The sequence below is a fragment of the Streptomyces sp. 11-1-2 genome, from assembly GCF_003595545.1.
Taxonomy (GTDB): Bacteria; Actinomycetota; Actinomycetes; order Streptomycetales; family Streptomycetaceae; genus Streptomyces; species Streptomyces hygroscopicus_B.
The window spans coordinates 11191027-11211907 of sequence record NZ_CP022545.1; the positions used below are offsets into that span (position 1 = coordinate 11191027).

A 20881-nucleotide genomic window follows, 5' to 3' on the forward strand; every position below is an offset into this window, starting at 1 on the left:
CCGGTACCCCTGGGACTGCTGGTTACTCAGAGCAGTCCGGCGCTCAGCTCGCTGAACAGGCGGCTGGCCGCCTCGGAGGAGAACTGGCGTTCCAGTTCGGCTCGGGCGACATCCTTGCGGAAATCACCCTCGTAGGAGGCGTCGCCGGCGTTGTGCATGAGTTCGGTGAGCCAGGCCGCGAACGCCTGGTAGTTCCAGATGTGGCGCAGGCAGGTGTCGGAGTAGTTGTCGAGGCCGCTGGCGTCGCCTTCCTTGATCTTGGCGATGATGGCGCGGGCGAAGACCTCGGTGTCGTAGAGGGCGAGGTGGATGCCCTTCGCGCTCATCGGCGGGACGATGTGGGCCGCGTCGCCGAGCAGGTACAGGCGGCCGTGGCTCATCGGGCTGTACACCACGCATCGCAAGGGCACGATCCGCTTGTCGATGATCTTCCCGGACGGTACGGCGGTGCCGAATCGGGCGGCCAGTTCGCTCCAGATGCGCTGGTCGGGCCACTGCTCGAGGGAGTCGCCGGCCGGGCACTGGAGGTAGAGGCGGCCGGCGTTCTCGCCGCGGGGGATCATTCCGGCCAGGCCGCGGTCATGGATCGCCATGCCGGAGGGGTTCGCGGAGAACTCGGCCAGAATGGTCAGCCAGGAGTACGGGTACTCGTGGGCGTAGCGGGTGAGTGCGTCGGCGGGGATAGCGGCCCGGCTGATGCCGTGGTAGCCGTCGCATCCGGCGATGTAATCGCAACTGAGCCTGGTGGTGGTGCCGTCGGTGCCGCGGTAGCGGACGGTGGGTCGCTCGCTGTCGATGGCTTCGAGGCTGACGTCCAGGGCCTCATGACGCAGGTCGCCGCCGGCCTCCAGGAAGGCGTTGGTGAGGTTGCGGACGAGGACCTGCTGGGGCAGCAGGACGGCGTCGTTGTCGTCGTCGAAGCCCATGGGGTACCTGACCTCGTCGATCCAGATGCCGCCCATGATGTCCAAAGGCGCATCGTCCTTCACGACGCCTTCGAGGCCCCACTCACGGAACATGCGCACACCGCGGCTGTCGACGGTTCCGGCGCGCTGGCGCTGCTCGACGTAGGCGCGGCCGTGCTTCTCCACGATGGTGCAGGCGATGCCGCTGCGCTGGAGGAAGTTGCCTAGGGTGAGGCCGGCGACTCCGGCGCCGACGATGACCACGGTGGTGTTCCCGGTTGTCTCAGCCATGTCTGTCCTGGGCCTTTCGGGCGACTGATTTCGGTGGCGCCGTACGGCGGTACGGCGTCCTTCCACCACTGTCGGTGTCGAAATGGCTGTTTCCAACCGGAATACAGGCGGCGGATGCTGGAAACCCGCCAACATGGTTGAGGGCTGGTGAGGAGTTCCTTCGGTGGTGCAACTACCGGGCGGGGGTGCGTGAGTCGGCCTGGTATCGGCCGGGGGTCTGGCCGACGATCTCGGTGAAGGCGTCGATGAAGCTCGACGGGTTGGACCAGCCGCAGGCCATCGCCGTGTCCGTGACCGACCTGCCGCTGCTGAGCTGGGCCAGGGCGTGGTGGATGCGCAAGGTGGTGCGCCAGCGGTGGAAGCTCATGCCGAGTTCGGTATAGAAGAGTCGGCTCAGTGTCCGTTCGCTGGCTCCCGCGGCGCGGCCGAGTCCGGGCAGGGTCGTTTTCTGACCGGGGTCGGCCTGCAGGAGGTCGGTCACGGCGCGCAGCCTGTCGTCACGGGGCTCAGGCAGGTGCAGGGACTGCTCGGGCGCTTCGGCGAGTTCGTCGATCGCCACGGCGAGCAGGCGCTCGTAGGCGCCGGGACGGGATTCGGGACGGTCGGTCAGGGCCAGCAGCACCTCGCGCAGCAAGGCGCTGACCGAGAATACGCTGGGATGCCGCGCCAGCCGATCGCACAGTTCCACAGGGACGGCGATCAGGCGTGCGTCCGTGGTGCCGTAGAAGCGGTGCGAGTGTTCGAATCCCGGCGGGGTCCACGTCACGCGGTGGGCCGGGGCGATCCAGGTGCCGCGCTCGGTCGTGGTGGCCAGGGCCCCCGCGGCGGCGTACACCAACTGCCCTTCAGCGTGGGAGTGCACATCGAGTTGGTAGCCGTGGGGAATCCGCGCCCCGCCGCGCGGCTCCGTCGGCCACAGCGGCGGCAGCACGTCACTTTGGCGGTTTTTCGGCATAGCGCGTCAGCATACCGGTGGTCCGGCATCCGTGCCCCGCCGAAGAATCGGCCCCATGAGCAGCCACACACTTTCAGGGAACGGGCGGCACCGATGAACGCCGACGTCACGCACCCACCTCGACAAGGACGGCCGTCACGGCGCCACATGCTCCAACTGAGCGTCCTGCGCCGCGAGCGCATAAGCCCCCACTTCGTGTCCCTCACGGTCGGCGGCGACGACGTCCGCCACCTCGAACGAGCAGGCTGCGATCAGGCCGGACGCTTCTTCATCCCTGCCCCCGGCCAAGGCCCCGGCCACACCGTGTTCCCCAGCAGCGAGAGGTGGATGCTCTGGTACACACTCCAGCCCGCCGCCCGCCGCCCCCGGGTGCGCACCTACACGGTCCGGCGATTCAGGCCGGACTTCTCGGCCTTTGACCTGGAGATCGCCGTCCACGCAGATGCCCCCGACGCTCCGACGGCTCCAGGGGCCAACTGGGCACTGACCGCCGAGCCCGGCGACAAGCTCACCTTCCTCGACGGAGGACACCACTACGCCCCCGTCCCCGGGGCCACGTGGCAACTCCTCGTCGGCGACGAAAGCGCCCTGCCGGCGATCCTCTCGATCCTGGAGCACTCCGCCGACACCCTGCCCGCCCACGTCTTCCTCGAAGTCCCCCATGACGACGACGTCCGCCGCGACCACATCGTGCCGGCGACCACGACGATGCACTGGCTGCCCCGCGACGATCCGTCCACCAAACCGGGCACTCTCGCCCGGCGGGCACTGTCGATCGCACAACTGCCCGACGGCCCCTTCTACACGTGGGCGGCGGGCGAGTCGTCACTGGCCAACGGCATCCGCCGACACCTCGTCAACGATCGCAACGTCACCCGCTCACACATCACCGCCCGCGGCTACTGGCGACACGGCACAGCCAGCCTGTGACAGAACATCTCCCGCCGAACCCCCGGCAAGCAGGTTGCCCCCCGGCGCCTCGCGGGAACAGCGTCACGCTGCCCCCCCGCGAGGCGTTTCGCTGTAGCGCAAGCACTCAACATCCCCCTTGATGATCCGGAAGAAACGGCCTAGCGGAGTCCCCGGCGGAGCAGGCGCGGGTTCACCCGGGCCCGGTCAGTTGCGGAACGGCCCCGTCACCTCATAGGTGATACCGCCGGACGAGCTGCCGCTGGTGCCGCGCTGGCTGGAGAAGTACAGCCGCCTGCCGTCCGGCGAGAAGGCCGGGCCGGTGATCTCCGAGCCCGACTGGCCATCGACGCGCAGGAACGGGGCCACCACGTCGTCCGGGGTGATGACGCAGATCTCCATGTTCCCGCCGTCCTCGGCCACGAACAGATCGCCGGAGGAGGCCCCGGTCACGTTGTCCACATCGGTCAGCGGGGCCGTGCCGCCGGTCACCAGCGAATCGTCATAGGCCAGTTCGACCGTCTGGGCGGCCGCGTCGTACTGCCACACCCGGTTGTCGCCCTTGGTGGTGCCTGGGCATCGAAAGCCCTCTGAGCACGGCCCAGTCGATCCTCGACATGGGTATACAGAGCCATGGCGGCGTCGTTCGGGTCTTCCCCTCTGTGTCACGGCGCTGGCCGGACGTCTCGTTCCAGGCACTGCGCGCCCAGGGCGCGTTCCTCGTCGACGCGGACCGCTCCGGCGGCAGGACCCGGTGGGTGCGGGTGCACAGCGAGGCGGGCGCGCCACTGGTGCTGCAACACGGCATCGCCGGCGCCATCGACGTACGGGACGAGCACGGCCGCCGGCTGCGGTACCGGGAGACCGGACCCGGCCGTATCGAGATCCCGCTCGGCCGGGACGAGACGGCCGTCATCGCCCCGCGCGGCGCCCACCCGGATCTGCGACCGCGCGACGTACCGGCCGTCGGCGACGCCAAGCCGTGGGGACTGCCGGACTGAGCCGGGGCGTGTCAGGTGAGCAGCCACATGTAGGACGAGGTGAGGCCCGAGGCCAGCCAGAACGATCCGGAGGCGATCCCGATGATGATCAGTACCGCCAGCGCGCTGTCAATCTTTTCCACCCGCGGGGACGGACGCCGGGGCTCCAGGTCATGTGAACTCACCCGTCCACCATATATGGCAAGAAGTGGGTGTGTGCGGCGGCTTGTTGAGGACCTTGGCAAGGCGAAGTGATCGGAGCCCGAATCGACCGGCGGCGTCCCGGATCATCAGCCTCGTCCTCGTACCCGACAAACCCGCCGAAGCCGGGACGGGCACCGGCGTCGGCGGGGAGGTCGCGAGCGAGACCTGAGCGGCTGCGCGATCGCGCGACCGGACCGGAATGCTAACCGAGGTTCCACCTGCCCACGCGCTCCTCGTCGAGCCCGGTCGCGTCCATCTGGTACGTCACGGCCGTGATCTTCGCGCCCTCCGGTACTTCGAAGATCACCCACCCGGCGGCCCGCTCGCCCGGCTGGAGGATCAGGGAGAGGTCCAAGGACTCGCCGACGGTGGGGGACCCGGGCTTGCCGAAGTACCTCTTCCCCGTCGAGTCGATGACCTTCGCCCCGTTGTACCCGCTGTCGTGGTAGGTGCCCGTGCCCGTGCCGACGATCGAGAACTCCGCCGCGACCAGGCGCTCCCCGGGGGAGCCTTGAAGTAGGCGATCTCCGCCTGGGCGCGGTCCACGTACCTCTTCAACGTGAAGTCGGCCCGGACCGTGCCAGTGGTGTCCAGATTGCCGGCCAGTCCCTCCAGCGCGAGAGTGTCGCCGAGCTTGCCGATCGGCGGCCCCGCGCTGCTGGGCGCGGCGTCCGGCGGCTGCTCCCCGCCGGGTTCGGCCGGGCCGCTGGGACCGGTGTTCTTCGTGGGCCCGCCCTTGCCGATGCCCACGTCCGAACCGCCGCATGCCACAAGGGTGGCGGTGAGTGTGACGACCGCCGCGGCGGCCGCGATGGAACGGTGCATGGAATTCCCCCGTACATCCCGTTGAACCGGATCGGTCCGGCGACGACTGGAATCCTGGTATACGACGGCGTACGTGGAATGCCGGTCGTGTAACCGAACGGCATCAAAGGAGCCCGGGGCGCCGGTGCGGCCGTCAGCCGGACCGTGGACGGCCTCCATCGGACCTGGAGCGGTCCGCCTCCTCCAGTACGGTCACCAGCCCGCCTCCCTCAAGGGGTTCGCCGCATGCGGCGCAGACGACCCGCGTCTCCACATCGGCGCCGCACGTGTGCAGGAACCGCGGTGCGGGCGGCGGGTCCTGCAGGTGCCGGATACCCCATTCCCGGAGCCCGATCAGCACCGGTTCCAGCGCCTGTCCCGCAGCCGTCAGGTGGTACTCGAAGCGGGGAGGGCGGTCCTGGTACCGGCGGCGCTCCAGGATCCCCGCGGCCTCCAGGGATCTCAGCCGCTTGGTGAGGACGTCCCGCGGTGCTCCGGTGTTGGCGCGGATGTCGGCGTAGCGCCGGACGCCCATGAACGCCTCGCGCAGCACCAGAAGCGACCAGCGCTCTCCTACGAGGTCGAGGGTCCCGGCGATGGGGCAGGCGCGTGGCTGGACATCGGTCATGCCGCGATCCTAGTCGGTTTGTTTTCCAAACTCACTACGTTTAGCATCGACGCTGTCCACGCGCGGAGGCCCTCGATGAACCACAAGCACGCCGGAACCGGCCCACTCCTCGTGACGATCTTCGTCTTTCCCGGGGTCCGGCTGCTGGATGTGACCGGTCCGATCGAGGTGTTCGCTTCGGCGAACGAATTCGGCGGCCGCTACCGGCTGAACATGGTGTCGGCCGACGGCAACGAGGTGACGACCTCGGCGGGCACCCGCCTCGGCGCCGATATGGCCGTCGAGGACGTGCACGAGACCAGCGATGTTCTGGTGGTCCCAGGAGGTCCGGGCTGGGACCGGGCGATCATGGACGACGCCCTGCTGGACATCGTGCGCAGGCTCGATGCGCACTCTCGTCGCACGGCTTCCGTCTGCACCGGCACGTTCCTGCTGGCCGCCGCCGGCCTTCTGGACGGCCGCCGCGCCGCCACCCACTGGCGCCACGCACGGCAGCTCGCCCTGCGTTTCCCCACCGTCCACGTCAAGCCCGACGCGATCTTCGTCCAGGACGGCAGGATGATGACCTCGGCCGGCGTCAGCGCGGGCATCGACCTCTCGCTGGCTCTCGTGGAAGAGCACTGGGGGGCCGAAGTGGCCCGCGCCGTAGCCAAGGACATGGTGGTCTTCATGCAACGGCCCGGCGGGCAATCCCAGTTCAGCGTTCGTGCCCGTGCTCCGCACACGGGCCAGGAGATGCTGCGCCGGGTGCTGGATGCCGTCGCGGAGGACCCCGGCGCCAACCACACACTGTCCGCCATGGCTCGCCGGGCCGGCGTCAGTCCCCGCCATGTGACCCGGCTCTTCTGCGACGAGGTGGGCACGACACCGGCCAGGTATGTGGAGCAGATCCGGCTGGAAGCGGCGCAGGCGATGCTGGAGACCGGCGACGATCCCATGGCTGTGATCGCCCGCCGCACCGGATTCGGCTCCCCCGAGTCGCTGCGCAGAGCGTTCGTACGGAATCTCAAGGTGACTCCGGGCGCCTTCCGGGCGCGGTTCCACACCACCGGAGTGGCAGACGCCGAGGCACCTGCGGTGCTGACCGGGCCGGCACTCGGTGCGGACACAGCCGGCGCCGTGACCGGCCCTCGGGGCGCGTGAGCCCAGGCGCTCCCAGCGGCGCGGGGATGTCACGGCCGGGTACGGGATCCCTGCGCCGGTGCCGGGCGAGGGCTCTCCCTGGCGGGTCCCGATGTGAGGGTGTTGTGGCGCGTGCTGGTATGCGGCAGGAGCGAGGGGCCGCCATAGCCTCGTGACGCCAACGGGTCGACGGACTTGGCCGCGACCCGGATCTGTCGGGCTCGGGCCACCCGGTCGGCCGGTTCACGACGGTGATCCCCAAGACGAGGAAAGAGGCGTTCCACGCCGTGACACCCCACCCCAGCAGTGCCCGAGCCGTCCCGACCGAGCGTGCGGGGGGCCCGGGGCTCCCCGTCCTCGGGTCCCCCGCGCCCACGGCGAACGTAACAGGCCGTCGGCTGCTCGGCCCCAGTTGGTTCGCGGCCGTCATGGGCACCGGCATCGTCGCCAACGCGGCGGTCACCCTGCCCCGGAGCTTCCCCGGATTGCGGGGCGCCGCCACGGTGGTCTGGCTGGCGGCCGGTCTGCTGCTCGTCGTCCTGACGGCCGGCTACGTACGGCAGCGGGCACTGCGGTTGCACGCCGCCGATCCGATGCACGTGCAATTCTTCGGCGCGCCGGCCGTGGCGCTGCTCACGGTGGGCGCCGGGGCGCTGCAACTGGGCCCGCGGGTGATCGGGGCGCGGGCCGCATTGGACGTGGGTTGCGTGCTGTGGTCACTCGGTACCGCACTCGGTCTTGCCACGGCCTGTGCGGTGCCGTATCTGATGGTCACCCGGCATCGCTTCGCACCGGACGCGGCGTTCGGTGGTTGGCTGATGCCGGTGGTGCCGCCATTGGTCTCCGCCACGACGGGCGCGCTGCTGGTCCCGCACACGCCAGCGGGGCAGCCGCGGCTGGCCCTGCTGCTGGGCTGTTACGCGATGTTCGGGCTCGGCCTGGTGGCGGCGCTCCTGGTGTTGGCCATGGTCTACAGCCGCCTGGTGCACCATGACGCGCCCACTGGTGCGATGGTGCCCACGGTGTGGATCGGCCTGGGGGCGCTGGGCCAGGTCGTGACCGGGCTGGGTGCGCTGGCCACGGCGGCGCCGGGCGCGCTGCCCGCGCCCTACGTGCGGGGCGCGGCAGTCGTCGCACTGCTGGGCGGAGTCGCACTCTGGGGCTTCGCCGTGCTGTGGCTGGTACTCGCCACGGCGCTGACCCTGCGGGAGTTCCGTGCGGGGCTGCCCTTCGCGCCCACCTGGTGGTCTTTCATCTTCCCGCTCGGCGCCTTCGTCACCGGCACCGGCGCCCTCGCCGCCCGCACCGGCTCGTCCCTGTTCACCTGGCCTGCCGTCGTCCTCTACGCGCTGCTCGTCGCCGCCTGGGCCGTGGTCGCCTGCCGCTCACTGGGCCACGCCGCCGCGCACGCGGGTAGGCCGAAGAGCCGGGCGTAACCCGGTGCCGGTCGCGGTGCCGGTCGCGGTGCCGCTCAACGAAAAGCCGCCGCACAGGTCTTGACCTACTCCGCCCGCCACCCGCAGAGTGCTCGGTAATGCGCATAGGTAATGCGCATTACCACTCGGCGGGGAGAAGGAATCAAGCGTGGAGCAGTCGAGGAAGCGGGCGAAGCCGGGGCGGAATCCGGGCTCGGTCGGCCGCACGTCACGCCCGCGGCAGGCGGAGGTGGCCCAGCTCGCCGGAGTCTCGCAGGCCACGGTCTCGCTGGTGCTGTCGGCCCGCACGGACGGCAAGGCGGCGACGATCTCCGAGGAGACCCGGGAGCGCGTCCTCGACGCCGCCCGCAGCCTCGGGTACGTGCACGACCCGGCCGCGCGGCGGCTGGCCGCCGCCCGCAACAACCTCCTCGGCGTCTTCAGCTTCACCGCGACGTTCCCGACGGACGTGCAGCACTCGTACTATCCATTCCTCGTCGGCGTGGAGCAGGAGGCGGCTGCCCGGGGCTACGACCTGGTGCTCTTCACCGGGTCGAGCGCGGGCGGGCCGGACGCGCTGAGCCGGGTGCGGCTGGCCGACGGCTGCCTCTTCCTCGGCCGCCACGCGCCGGGCGCCGAGCTCAAGCGGCTCGTGGCCGACGGGTTCCCGGTGGTCCACCTGGGCCGCCGCGAGGAACTGGAGGGGCTGGCCTGGGTCGGCGCCGACTACGTCAGCGCCAGCCGCGCCGTCGTGGAGCATCTGGCGGCGCTGGGTCACCGGCGCATCGTCCTGGTGCGCGAGGACGATGACGCCCCCGCGTCCACGGACCGTCAGCGCGGCTTTCTGGAGGGGCTGGCGGCCGTCGGCGCCGACGCGGGCCCGGAGGCGGTGCTGCGCTGCGCCGATCCGGCGGGCGAGGTGACGGCGGAGCGGGTGCGCGCGCTGGTCGAGGACGGGGTGACGGCGTTCGTCGCGGAGGAGACGGACACCGGTGCGGCCTGGCGCGCGCTGGACGCCGCCGTCCGGGAGGCGGGGCTCGGCTGCCCCGGGGACGTCTCCCTCGGGCTGCTCGGCGGCCCGCCGCCGGACGTGGCCGCGGCACCCGTGCCCATGGGGTTCGACGTGCCCCGGCACCAGCTCGGCGCGGCCGCCGTCCGGCTCCTCGCCGCCCTCGTGGCCGGCGAGGAGACCCACGAACCGCTGGTGGCCTGCGCGTTCCGTACCGGCGAGACGTCGGGTCCGCCCGGCCGGCGGCCATGACGCCCCCTGACGAACACCGCAGTTCGGACACGGCAGTTCGGACACGACCCCAAGGAGCAGCGTGATAGCGGAACCGGACATCCTGATCGTCGGTGGCGGCCTCGGCGGAGTCGCCGCCGCGCTCGGCGCCTGCCGGGCGGGCCGACGTGTGGTGATGACCGAGGAGACGGACTGGATCGGAGGCCAGCTCACCGCGCAGGCCGTGCCGCCGGACGAGCACCCCTGGGTGGAGCAGTTCGGTACGACGGCGACCTACCGGGCACTGCGCGAGGGAATCCGCGCCTACTACCGGCAGTGGTACCCGCTGCGCGCCGAGGCGCTGGGGCTCGCGGAGCTGAACCCGGGAGCCGGCCGGGTCAGCAAGCTGTGCCATGAGCCGCGGGTGGCGCTCGCCGTCCTCGAGGGCATGCTCGCCCCGTACCGGGCCGCGGGCCTGCTGACCGTCCTGACCGAGCACCGCGCCGTGGCCGCCGAGACGGACGGCGACATGATCCGCGCGGTGACCGTGCGCGACCTGCGCTCCGGTGGGCGGACCACGGTCACCGCCCGGTACGTCATCGACGCCACGGAGACCGGCGAGCTGCTCGACCTCGCCGGTGTGGAGCACGCCAACGGGGCCGAGGCGCAGGACGAGTTCGGCGAGCCGCACGCCCCCGCCGAAGCGCGGCCCGATAACCAGCAGGGCATCACCGTGTGCTTCGCGCTCTCGCACCACGAGGGCGAGGACCACACCGTGGAGCGGCCCGAGGACTACGACTTCTGGCGTTCCTACCGGCCCGGCTTCTGGCCGGGTCCGCTGCTCGGCTTCGAGGCGCCCGACCCGCGCACGCTGGAGTCCGTGCCCCGCACCTTCGTGCCCAACCCGGACCTCGACCCGCTCGCGGTCAGCGCCGACCAGAGCGCCGACGCCGGGGACAAGGAGCTGTGGGGATTCCGCCGGATCCTCGCCCGCGGACTGCACCGGCCGGGCGCCTTCGGCTCGGACATCACCCTCGTCAACTGGCCGCTCAACGACTACTGGCTCAAGCCGTACATCGGCCAGGAGGCCGAAGCCCTGCACGAGGCGCGCCAGTTGTCGCTGTCGGTGCTGTACTGGCTGCAGACGGAGGCACCACGGGCGGACGGCGGCACCGGCTTCCCGGGGCTGCGCATCCGCCCGGACGTCACCGGCACCGCGGACGGTCTGGCCAAGGCGGCCTACGTACGCGAGTCGCGGCGCATCAAGGCGGTGACCACCGTCGTCGAACAGGACGTCGCGATCGACGTGGTCGGTCCCCATGGCAGGACCCGCTACCGCGACTCGGTCGGAGTGGGCGGCTACCGCATCGACCTGCACCCCTCCACGGGCGGCGATACGTACATCGACGTCGGCTCCGTGCCGTTCGAGATCCCGCTCGGTGCGCTGGTGCCGCGCCGCGTGCGGAACCTGCTGCCCGCCGGCAAGAACATCGGCACCACCCACATCACCAACGGCTGCTACCGGCTGCACCCGGTCGAGTGGAACGTCGGCGAGGTCGCGGGCGCGCTCGCCGCGCACTGCCTGGACGAGGGCGTGGAGCCCCACCAGGTGCAGGCCGAGGACAAGCGGTTCGAGGAGTTCGGCCGCCTCCTGGACCGGGCGGGTGTGCAGCGCCGCTGGCCCGACGTCCGCGGCTACTGACCCCGTCCGACAGCTCTTCCGGCCCCCCGTCCCGTACCACGCGAAGCACGTCAACACACAAGGAGGTGCCCCGCCATGACTCCAGACCGCCGCATCCGCGTCGGCATCGACGTGGGTGGCACGTTCACCGATGCCGTGGCGGTCGACGCCGCCGCGCTCACACTGGTGGGCCAGGTGAAGGTGCCCACCAGCCATCATCACGAGGACGGTGTCGCCCACGGCATCGTCGAGGCGCTCGAACAGCTCCTGGCGAAGGTCGACCGGACGGCCGGGGACGTCGTGTTCCTGGCGCACGGCACGACCCAGGCCACCAACGCCCTGCTGGAGGGCGATGTGGCCACGGTCGGGCTGATCGGGATCGGCGGCGGGCCCGGCGCGGTGATCACCCGGCGGCTCGCCGCCTTCGGCAAGCTCGAACTCACCCCCGGCAAGCGGCTTCCGCTGGTGTACGCGCACGTGGCCGATCCGTCCGCGCGGGCCGAGGTGCGCGCGGCCGTGGAGCGGGTGCGCGCCGAGGGGGCCGAGGTCCTCGTCGCCACGGAGCCGTTCGGGGTGGACCGGCCCGAAGGCGAGCAGGCCGTGCTCGAGGTGGCGCGGCCCACGGGGCTGCCGCTGGCCGCGGCCCACGAGATCACCTCGATGTACGGGCTGCACAAGCGGACCCGGACGGCGGTGGTGAACGCCGCGATCCTGCCGCGGATGCTGGCGACGGCCGATCTGGTGGACGCTTCCATCACGAAGGCCGGGGTGACCGCGCCGCTGATGGTGATGCGCTGCGACGGCGGCGTGATGTCGCTGGACGAGATGCGCCGGCGTCCGCTGCTGACGATCCTGTCGGGCCCGGCGGCAGGCGTCGCCGGGGCGCTGATGCAGGAGCGGGTCAGCGAGGGCGTCTTCCTGGAGACGGGCGGCACCTCGACCGACATCAGCGTGGTGCGGCGGGGAAAGGTGGCGGTGCGCCACGCGACGATCCTCGGCAAGACCTCCTACCTGAGCGCCCTCGACGTCCGCACGGTCGGAGTCGGCGGCGGTTCCATGGTGCGGGTCTCCCGCGGGCAGGTGGCCGGCGTCGGGCCGCGCAGCGCGCACATCGCGGGCCTGCCCTACGCCTGCTTCGCCTCGCCCGAGGAACTGCGGGACGCCCGGGTGGCGATGGTGCGGCCGATGGCCGGTGACCCGGACGACTACGTGGTCCTCGACGCGGCGGGCGGCCGGTTCGCGGTGACGATGACGTGCGCGGCGAACGCGCTCGGACGGGTCGGGGAGGAGGACTTCGCACGCAGCGACCAGGAGGTCGCGCGGGCCGCCCTCGCCCCGCTGGCCGCCACGCTCGGCACGGATGTGGCCGGTGCGGCGCGGTCGGTCCTCGACGCGGGGACGGAGCAGGTCAGGTCGGTGGTGGACGCCATGATCCGCGACTACCGGCTGGACCGGGACACCGCCCTCCTCGTGGGCGGCGGCGGGGGAGCGGCGGCGGTGACCCCGCATCTGGCCGCCTCCGCCGGGCTCGAAGGGCGCATCGCCCGCCACAGCGAGGTCATCAGCCCCATCGGGGTGGCGCTGGCGCTGGTGCGCGAACAGGTCGAGCGCATCGTCCCCGGCGCCACCCAGGAACAGATCCTCGCGGTACGCGCCGAGGCCGAGCGGGCCGTCGTCGCCCAGGGCGCCGCCGCCGACGGCGTCGAGGTGGAGGTGACCGTCGACCCGCAGACCAACACCGTGCGGGCGGTCGCGACGGGCGCCACCGAGCTGCGCACCCAGGACCGGGCACATCGTGCCGATGCCGACGAGCGGCTGCGCGCCGCCGCCACCAGCCTCAAAACACCCGAGACCCGTGTGCGGACGCTGGCGGGGACGGACGCGTACACGGTCTACGGCACCGAGGTGCGGCGCCGGTTGCGGGCGGACCGCCATCCGGTGCGGGTGGTGGACGCGGACGGTGTGGTGCGGCTCGGCGCGGCGGACGCGCGAGTGGAGACCATGACCGTGGAGGGCTCCGGCGAGGCGCTCGCCGCACTGGTCCGCGACGCGACCTCCTACGGTGACGGAGGCGTACGGGCCCCGGCCGTACGGCTCCTGGTGGGCGGCCGGATCGCGGACCTCTCCGGTGTCCTGGAGCCCGACGCGCTGCTCGCCCTGGCCCGCGCCGAACTGCGTCCGCGCGGCGCCGGGGAGCCGGTCGTCGCCGTCGTGGAGTCGCGGACATGAGCGGTGACCTTGACGTGGACCTCGCGGTACGCCTGCTCGGCGGGACACCCACGCACGAGAACCGCGACCCCGTGCTGCTGCGCCACTGGGCGGTGGCGGCGACGGAGTTCGGCCGCCGGATGACCCCGCGGGCCGGGACCGTGCGGGTCGTCGAGCGGGACGGCGGGCTGGACGCGGGGCTGCTGGCCCGCTACCGGTCCCGGCCGCCGGTGGTCGAGGTGTACACCGACACCGTCGAGCGCGCCGAGCGGCTGGTCGCCGAGCGCGGCTGGCGCCACTGGTTCCCGGAAGGGTCGGTGCGCGCCGCCGCCCTCGCCCACGAGCAGGCGCACGCCTGGCTCCACCACACCGCGGTGCGCGCCGAGTTCAAGCGGGCGCTGGGCCACACCGCACTGCGGTTCGGACGGCGCCGCCTGTACGCGTACGTCGCGGGCGCGGACGAGGTCGCCGCGCACGCCTACGCCCACGCCGCCTGCGGCCTGGGCCGCAGCCCTCTGCTGCTCACGGAGGCGCTGGCCGCCGCCGTGTCCTGGGAAAGCGAGAACTGATCGATGGGTGTCGTCATTCTGCTCGTCATGGCGGCGGGAGTCGCCGCCATGCTCACCCGCAAGCTGCCCACGGCGTTCGCCCTGGTGCTGCTCGCCGTGGTGATCGCGTTCCTGGCGGACGCGCCGCTCACCGGCAAGGGCAGCGTGCTCGACACGGTGCTCCAGGAGGGGGCGCCCGCGCTCGCCGCCACGATGATCGCGATCCTGCTCGGCTCGTGGCTCGGCAAGCTCCTGGAGGAGACCGGTATCGCGGGCACCCTGGTCCGTAAGATCGTCGAATTCGGCGGCGACCGGCCGGTGTTCGTGGCCCTCGGTGTGCTCGCCGTGTCCGCGGTGGTCGGCACCGTGACCGGATCGGCGCCCGCCGCGATGCTCGCCGGTCTGATCGGCATCCCCGCGATGATCGCGGTCGGCATCCCCAAGGTGACCGCGGCGGGCACGGTCCTCATGGGGATCGCCGTCGGTGTGCCCTTCGAACTGCCGGTGTGGCAGTTCTTCTCCACCGCCCTGGACCTGCCCGTCGACACGGTGCGCGGCTTCATGGTGAAGCTGTTCCCGTTCGCGCTGGTGGCCGCCGTCGCGTACGTCCTCGTGGAGTCCCGGCGCCGCGGCGTCGAGCACACCTGGTCCCTGAAGTCGGCGCAGGCCCGGCCCGCGCGCGGCGACCGCCGCCGGCGGCTCGGCGACGCCCCCTGGTACGCCCTGCTCACCCCGGCGGTCCCGCTCACCCTCGCCCTCGGCCTGGACGTGGCCATCATCCCCTCGCTCCTCGGCGGAGTGCTGTACGCGCTGGTGACGACGACCCGGCCGCGGGAGATGAACCGCCGCCTGCTGCGCACCCTCTACGGCGGATTCGAAGTGGCCGCCCCGCCCATCACCCTCTTCGTGGCGATCGGCATCCTGCTCGCCGCGGTCAAGCTGCCCGGCGCCGTCGACGCCCTGCAGCCCCTCGTCAAATCCGTCAGCCCGCAGAACACCGTCCTGTTCATCCTCGTCTTCACCCTGCTGGTGCCGCTGTGCCTGTTCCGCGGCCCCCTGAACGTCTTCGGCCTCGGCGCCGGCATCGCGGGCGTCCTCGTCGCCACCGGCATCTACCCGGCCGTCGCCGTCCTCGGCATGACCGCCTCGTACAACCAGGTCTTCGGCGTGTCCGACCCGACCAGCACCCAGACCGTGTGGAGCGCCCAGTACGCGGGCGTCTCCCCGCACCAGGTGATGCTGCGCACCCTGCCGTACGTGTGGGCCGTGGCCTTCGGCGGCCTGTGCGTCACCGCCTTCACCGAGCTGTGACCGAAGCCGACCCGCCCCACGCCTCGACCGGCCCGTGCGGTCACCCAACCCCGTAGCCGCCCCACCCCGTAGCCACCGAACCCCCGGCCACCGAACCCGCAGTATCCGACCCAAGGAGCCGATCATGCCCGAGCCGCAATCCGGCCTCGACCGCCGTATGTTCCTGCGCGCCACCGCCGTGTCCGGCGCGGCGCTCACCGTCGGCGGGCCGGCCATACAGTCCGCCTCGGCCACGCCGTCCCCCTCGGCCGCGCCCGGTGGATTCCCGAACTACACCTACGTCCGCACGCTGCTCACCCCGTCGAAGCTGAAGTACAACCCGACGGGCGAGATCATCTTCCCCACGATCCGAGGGGTCTACGACAAGCTGGCCAACCCCCTGGGCCGGTACTACCTCTACTACGCGCCGCACGACGCGCCGGGCGGCATCTGCCTGGCCTACGGAAACTCCCTGGAGGGCCCGTTCACCGAGTACCCGTCGAACCCGATCGTATCCAACAGATGGGACCCGCACTACTCGGTCAGCCACGTCTCCTCGCCGCATGTGCTGTGGAAGGAGGACGTCAAGGAGTTCTGGCTGTACTTCCACGGCGAGAACACCATCACCCGCCTCGCCCGCTCGAAGGACGGGATCCACTTCACCTACGACAAGGTGGTCCTGAGCACGTCCATGATGCCCGCCGGCACCACCGAGACGTCCTACGCCCGGGTGTTCCAGTACGACCTGCCCTCCCGCGGCGCCCACTACGTCATGCTGTTCATGACCAACAACACCACCGACCACCGGGACATCGGCTGGGGCTGGTCCGCGGACGGCCGCAACTGGACCTTCGCCCAGACGCCGCTGGTGCGCCACTCGGACGTCGGCGCGGTCAACGTCGGCGGTCCGCACCTGCTGACCCGCGGCGGCTCCGCGTTCGTCGTCTACAACAAGGACAAGGCCAGCGGCGGCGACATCATGATCACCGAGGTGGGCAAGGACTTCTCGCTCCGCAAGCACCTCGGCGTCTTCTACAACTCCCGCTCATCGGCGCCCGAGAACGGCCGGGCCGCGGCCCCCTCCTTCGGCACCGACGGCGGCGTCCCGTACATGATCTACGAAGCGGGCGAACGCCTCGCCGGATCCATCGCCATGGCCCGCGGATAGCCACGGTCCCCGCCGGACCCGGGGTACGCACCGTACGACCATCCGCCCTCCTGAGGAAGACAGTCCCGCATGGCGCTCTTCGACCTTCCACGCGAACAGTTGCACCGCTACCGAAGCGTCTCCGCCGAACCGGACGACTTCGACGCGTTCTGGTCCGCCACACTGACGGAGGCCCGGCAGCACGACCTCGACGCCCGCTTCGAGCCCGTCGACACGGGCCTGAGCACCGTGCGGGTGTACGACGCCACGTTCGCCGGCTTCGGCGGTCACCCGGTGAAGGGCTGGCTGACACTGCCCGCGCAGGTCGCCGAGCCGGTGCCCCTCGTCGTGGCGTTCGTGGGGTACGGAGGCGGGCGGGGACTGCCCCACGAGCACCTGCTCTGGGCGTCCACCGGCCGGGCGCACTTCGTGATGGACACCCGCGGCCAGGGCAGCGGCTGGGGCGGCGGGGGAGGCACTGCGGACCCGGTGGGCGCCGCCCCCGCCTACCCGGGATTCATGACCCGCGGGATCGACGCGCCGGAGAACCACTACTACCGGCGGGTGTTCACGGATGCCGTGCGGGCGGTGGAGGCCGCCCGCACGCATCCGCTCACCGATGCCTCCCGTACGGCGGTCATCGGGGAGAGCCAGGGCGGAGGGATCTCCATCGCGGTGGGAGGGCTGGTCCCCGACCTGCTGGCGGTCGCCCCGGACGTGCCGTTCCTGTGCGACTTCCCGCGCGCCGTCACCCTGACGGACTCGGGCCCGTACCGGGAGATCGGCCTGTTCCTGCGCACGCATCGCGGTCGCACCGAGGAAGCGCTGCGTACCCTCTCCTACTTCGACGGCGTCCACTTCGCCGCTCGTGGCCGGGCCCCCGCGCTCTTCTCCACCGCCCTCGAGGATCAGACGTGCCCGCCCTCCACCGTGTTCGCGGCCTTCAACGCCTGGGCCCACGAGGAGAAGTCCATCGAGGTGTACGACTTCAACGGCCACGAGGGCGGCGGGCCGTACCAGGCGGCGGCGAAGCTGAGGTGGCTCAGGCCCCGGATGTGACACGGGCGGCGGTCCGGATCGCCGCACGACCCCCGAAACGGCTGGTGGGCGGCCCTGCCCCACCGGTCGATGAGCCCTGCCCGGAAACACCCCGGCCGTACGGACGGCCCCCGCGAAAACCGGTGAACTGCTGACGTCACACCCGTTGACGCGCGGACCGGAACCGCCGAAGAATGTGCGGCACCCCTCTTCTGACAACGTTGTCCAGCCTATGAGGTATCGCCCCGTGTCGTATCAAACCGTGCCCTTCGACCGCCGCCGCTTCCTGCACCTCGCCGGTCTCACGGGCGCGCTGGCCGCCCTGCCCCCGCTCACCGCAGCCGCGAGCGCCCACGCGGAGCACGGCAGCACCAACCCGCCGCCCGACGCCGTCGCGGCCACCTACCTGCGGGTCCTCCTGGACCACACCCGGTGGTCCGAGACGCAGTGGGACCAGACCCAGGGCCACTACCGGGCCAAGGACTTCGGGTTCGCCGTGGTCCTCGGCAACGCGGTCCTGCTCACCCACGGCACCTACGACGCGGCGCGCGCGGGCACCGACCGGGAGACCCTCGAGCGGCGCACGCTCGCCACCATCCGTCACTTCGCCGCGTCGAACCGGCTCACCGGCGGCGACGAGTGGGGCCGCACGCTCTTCTTCGACACCACCTTCCAGTCGTACTTCGTCCTCGCCGCCCGGCTGCTGTGGAAGGACCTCGACACCGAGACACAACGGAACGTCGAGACCATCGTCCGCGAACAGGCCGCCTACACCGTGTCGTTGGGCAGCGGCGACGACCCCGCCTCGGGCGACTGGACGCCGAACGGCCTGAGCGGCGGACACATCGGCGACACCAAGCTGGAAGAGATGGGCCTGTACGCGCAGACCCTCGCACCGGCGCTCGCGTGGGCCCACGACGACCGCCGCGCCGCCGACTGGGCCACGTGGTACGGCATCTGGTCGCGCAACGAGGCGGGGCTGCCGCCCGCCGACCTCGCCAACCCCGCCCGCGTGGACGGCGTCGCCGTCTCCGAGAACACCGCCCGCAACCTGTACGACACCTTCATCGTCGAGAACCACGGCTCCTTCGGCCCGCACTACCAAGAGGAGCTGTGGCGCACCTCCGGCCGCAACGCCGCGCACTTCCTGGCCGCCGGACGCCCCCTCCCGCAGGTCCTCGCCCGGCAGCCGAACGCCCAGCCGCTGTGGCGCACCCTGCTGGGCGTCATGAGCGATGCGGGCGAACCGCTGATGCCGATGGTCAATGACCGCGAGCACCTCTACGGCAGGGACGTCATCCCGCTCGCCTTCCTCTCCCAGGTGATGCGCGACCGGGCCGCGGCGCGCGCCGAGCGGGAGCTGGCGTCGCGGCTGGAGGCGTACCAGCAGTACCCGCCCGAGCACCGGTTGGCGAAGTTCTCGGGGGAGCCGAAGTACGAGCCGGAGGCACGCGCCGAGATCGCGATCAGCTATCTGCTGCATGTGTGGGCGGCGGCATCCGGGCGGCCCGTCGAGGCGCTCTCGCGCGAGGAACTGTTCGCGCGGGCCTGCGGTGTCACGGACTTCGGGACCGGCCCCGGACTGGTGTCGCACCAGTCGCGCACCGCGTGGGCCGGTGCCGTGACGAAGCCCGGGTTCGTGAAGTTCGCCTGGCAGCCGGGGCACGACGACTGGCTGTTCCGGCTCAGCGGCGCCACCCCGATGTTCCTGCCCGCCACCGACGCGCGGGTCCAGGGCCGTACCGTGCGCGTATACGAGTCCCTGCGCGACGGCTTCGACGGCAGCGCGACGCTCCTGCGCCTCGACGGCGGCTGGGCCGGGTTCGCGACGCTCCCGACGGGCGCCGTCGTCTACGCGAGCAGCGGCACCGCCGACGCGGAGGGCCACCTCGAGGTGCACAACCTGACGATGCCCGGCATACCGGGGCTCGACGGCGCGCGTACCTACCGCTTCGAGGAGGGCGAGGCGACCGTCCGCGCCCGTGACACCTCCACCGGCACGCCCGCCGGACGGGTCGACGACCTCGGCTTCACCCCCACGACGGTGCGCCACGTCCGCATGCTTGGCGTGCGGCCCGACCCGGCCTACGGGTACTCCCTGTACGCCTTCGAGGTGCGCGACGGCGCCCAGGGCGCGGACCTCGCGCGCGGCGGGTCCGCCACCGCCTCGTCGGCCGACGCCGGGAAGGGCGCGCCGCTCGCGGTCGACGGCGACGCGGCCACCCGCTGGGCGGTGTCGAGGGACGACCGTCCGCGCGCCGACAGCTGGCTGGCCGTCGACCTCGGCGCCGAGCGCCGGGTCGACCGGGTCACCCTGCGCTGGGAATCGGCGGCAGGACGCGCCTACCGCATCCAGGGCTCCACGGACGGCCGGGACTGGAAGGACCTGGCGACCGGGCCGGGGTCGGCGGTCAGCAGCCGCGGCGGCTGGCTCGACGTCGAGGGACGCGCCGGGCTCGTGGTGCGGGACGGCCGGAACCCGATCGGCGTCTACGACGACAAGATCGTCCTCGGCGACGGCCCGGCGGCACCTCTCCTCGTCGAGGGTTTCCCCGGCACGTCGGCCGGGAAGCTGCGCGCGATCGCCCGGGGGACCGCACCCACGGCGGAGCACACCGAGGTGCGCACGGCGCTGACGGACGGCCACCTGACCCTGTTCAACCTCTCCGGCGAGTCCGTCAGGACGCGGATCACGATCCCGCGCACCGGCACCGACACGGTGGTCTTCGAGGGCACGCAGCGGCTGACCGCCGACGGCACGTCCTTCGAGGCCGCGCTGCCCGCCGCCACGGCGGTCGTGCTGGCCCCGCGCTTCACGCTCACCCCCCTCACGAGCCGACGCCTCCCGTCGGGGCTGCGGGTCCAGGTCGTCGACGGCGCGACCGTGCGCCTGTCCGGGGCCTCCTGCACCCTGCGCGTCCGGGCCCAGGGGCGCAGCCAGGTCGCCGTCGTCAGGGCGGGCCGGACGATCACCGTCGTCCTGGCCGGGGCGGCCGCCCACCCGCACGACGACCTGGCCCTTGGCAGGACCGTCTTCCCCACGAGCCCGCTGCCGGAGGGCATGTCCGACCCCGCGGCGGCGGTGGACGGCGACACCCACACGGCGTGGACGCCGGGCACGCGCGGCCGCATGGTCGTGGACCTCGGCGCGGCACGCCCGGTCCGCCTGGTGGAGACCGAGTGGACGACGGGCGGGGCGCCGGGCGCGAAGATCGCCTTCAGCACGGACGGCATCACCTACCGGGACGCCGGGACCCTCACCGGCCGGGGCCGTGTGCGCCGGCTGACCGCCTCCGAGACGGCCCGCTACGTCAGCCTCGAGGTCGACGGGCCGGCGCCTGCGGCGGTCTCACGCCTGCGACGCCTGACGGTGCGCTGACCGCTCCGTACCGGCAGCTCGCCGGTACGCGGGTGGCGGGCGGTGAGGCCCGTCGCGGAGAACGCGCCGTCGTGGATACGCGGCCGAACAGCGCCTCCCAACCCGGCTGGCAGCCTGCACTGCGGTCGGCTCCGGCGGTTCCCGCCGGGGCGGCGTGC

17 protein-coding genes and 1 pseudogene are annotated in these 20881 nt (G+C 72.1%); 12 read left to right on the forward strand and 6 right to left on the reverse strand.

Annotation, left to right across the window (positions count from 1 at the left end):
* Positions 1-26 precede the first annotated feature (26 nt).
* Together CGL27_RS47405 and CGL27_RS47410 are read right to left on the reverse strand one after the other, a co-directional pair.
* Positions 27-1196 carry a 4-hydroxybenzoate 3-monooxygenase gene (locus CGL27_RS47405; protein WP_119993911.1) on the reverse strand — a complete coding sequence of 390 codons (1170 nt, stop codon included), beginning with the start codon at positions 1194-1196 and terminating at the stop codon, positions 27-29.
* Positions 1197-1368: 172 nt separating this feature from the next.
* Complete coding sequence (locus CGL27_RS47410) at positions 1369-2151, reverse strand: AraC family transcriptional regulator (RefSeq protein WP_119993912.1); 783 nt, start codon at positions 2149-2151, stop codon at positions 1369-1371.
* A gap of 147 nt (positions 2152-2298) precedes the next feature.
* On the opposite strand from CGL27_RS47410, the gene CGL27_RS47415 reads away from it, so the two are divergent.
* Complete coding sequence (locus tag CGL27_RS47415; protein ID WP_119993913.1) at positions 2299-3081, forward strand: siderophore-interacting protein; 783 nt, start codon at positions 2299-2301, stop codon at positions 3079-3081.
* Positions 3082-3267: 186 nt separating this feature from the next.
* On the opposite strand, the pseudogene CGL27_RS47420 reads toward CGL27_RS47415, so the two are convergent.
* Positions 3268-3630: pseudogene (locus tag CGL27_RS47420) on the reverse strand (alkaline phosphatase PhoX); the annotation flags it as partial.
* 47 nt (positions 3631-3677) lie between these two features.
* Here CGL27_RS47420 and CGL27_RS47425 point away from each other — a divergent pair.
* Positions 3678-4061, forward strand: a complete 384-nt coding sequence (locus CGL27_RS47425) for a glycoside hydrolase family 95-like protein (protein WP_240451087.1) — start codon at positions 3678-3680, stop codon at positions 4059-4061.
* Between the two features lie 11 nt (positions 4062-4072).
* On the opposite strand, the gene CGL27_RS50545 is transcribed toward CGL27_RS47425, so the two are convergent.
* From CGL27_RS50545 to CGL27_RS47435, 3 genes are all read right to left on the reverse strand, one after another.
* The gene (locus CGL27_RS50545) at positions 4073-4225 is read right to left on the reverse strand and encodes a hypothetical protein (protein WP_162953227.1); all 153 of its coding nucleotides are present in this window, start codon (positions 4223-4225) and stop codon (positions 4073-4075) included.
* A 221-nt stretch (positions 4226-4446) separates the two neighbouring features.
* Entirely contained in the window at positions 4447-4599 is a 153-nt protein-coding gene (locus CGL27_RS52780) for a hypothetical protein (RefSeq protein ID WP_240450888.1), read from the reverse strand.
* A 603-nt stretch (positions 4600-5202) separates the two neighbouring features.
* Positions 5203-5676 carry a helix-turn-helix domain-containing protein gene (locus CGL27_RS47435; protein ID WP_119993914.1) on the reverse strand — a complete coding sequence of 158 codons (474 nt, stop codon included), beginning with the start codon at positions 5674-5676 and terminating at the stop codon, positions 5203-5205.
* A 75-nt stretch (positions 5677-5751) separates the two neighbouring features.
* On the opposite strand from CGL27_RS47435, the gene CGL27_RS47440 reads away from it, so the two are divergent.
* From CGL27_RS47440 to CGL27_RS47485, 10 genes are all read left to right on the forward strand, one after another.
* Positions 5752-6819, forward strand: a complete 1068-nt coding sequence (locus tag CGL27_RS47440) for a GlxA family transcriptional regulator (protein WP_119993916.1) — start codon at positions 5752-5754, stop codon at positions 6817-6819.
* Positions 6820-7196: 377 nt separating this feature from the next.
* Entirely contained in the window at positions 7197-8234 is a 1038-nt protein-coding gene (locus CGL27_RS47445; protein WP_276147937.1) for a TDT family transporter, read from the forward strand.
* Between the two features lie 148 nt (positions 8235-8382).
* Entirely contained in the window at positions 8383-9474 is a 1092-nt protein-coding gene (locus CGL27_RS47450) for a LacI family DNA-binding transcriptional regulator (protein WP_162953228.1), read from the forward strand.
* Between the two features lie 61 nt (positions 9475-9535).
* Positions 9536-11134 carry an FAD-dependent oxidoreductase gene (locus CGL27_RS47455; RefSeq protein WP_119993918.1) on the forward strand — a complete coding sequence of 533 codons (1599 nt, stop codon included), beginning with the start codon at positions 9536-9538 and terminating at the stop codon, positions 11132-11134.
* Positions 11135-11209: 75 nt separating this feature from the next.
* Positions 11210-13342, forward strand: a complete 2133-nt coding sequence (locus CGL27_RS47460; RefSeq protein WP_119993919.1) for a hydantoinase/oxoprolinase family protein — start codon at positions 11210-11212, stop codon at positions 13340-13342.
* A complete protein-coding gene (locus CGL27_RS47465; RefSeq protein ID WP_119993920.1) occupies positions 13339-13890 on the forward strand; it encodes a hypothetical protein in 552 nt (183 codons plus the stop codon). The genes CGL27_RS47460 and CGL27_RS47465 overlap by 4 nt, the downstream gene beginning before the upstream one ends.
* A 3-nt stretch (positions 13891-13893) precedes the next feature.
* Entirely contained in the window at positions 13894-15180 is a 1287-nt protein-coding gene (locus tag CGL27_RS47470) for a TRAP transporter large permease subunit (protein WP_119993921.1), read from the forward strand.
* 124 nt (positions 15181-15304) lie between these two features.
* Positions 15305-16327: a twin-arginine translocation signal domain-containing protein gene (locus CGL27_RS47475; RefSeq protein ID WP_119993922.1), complete on the forward strand. Its 1023-nt coding sequence runs from the start codon at positions 15305-15307 to the stop codon at positions 16325-16327.
* A gap of 69 nt (positions 16328-16396) precedes the next feature.
* Positions 16397-17365: an acetylxylan esterase gene (locus CGL27_RS47480; RefSeq protein ID WP_119993924.1), complete on the forward strand. Its 969-nt coding sequence runs from the start codon at positions 16397-16399 to the stop codon at positions 17363-17365.
* A 211-nt stretch (positions 17366-17576) separates the two neighbouring features.
* Positions 17577-20723 carry a discoidin domain-containing protein gene (locus CGL27_RS47485; protein WP_162953229.1) on the forward strand — a complete coding sequence of 1049 codons (3147 nt, stop codon included), beginning with the start codon at positions 17577-17579 and terminating at the stop codon, positions 20721-20723.
* The last annotated feature ends 158 nt before the right edge of the window (positions 20724-20881 follow it).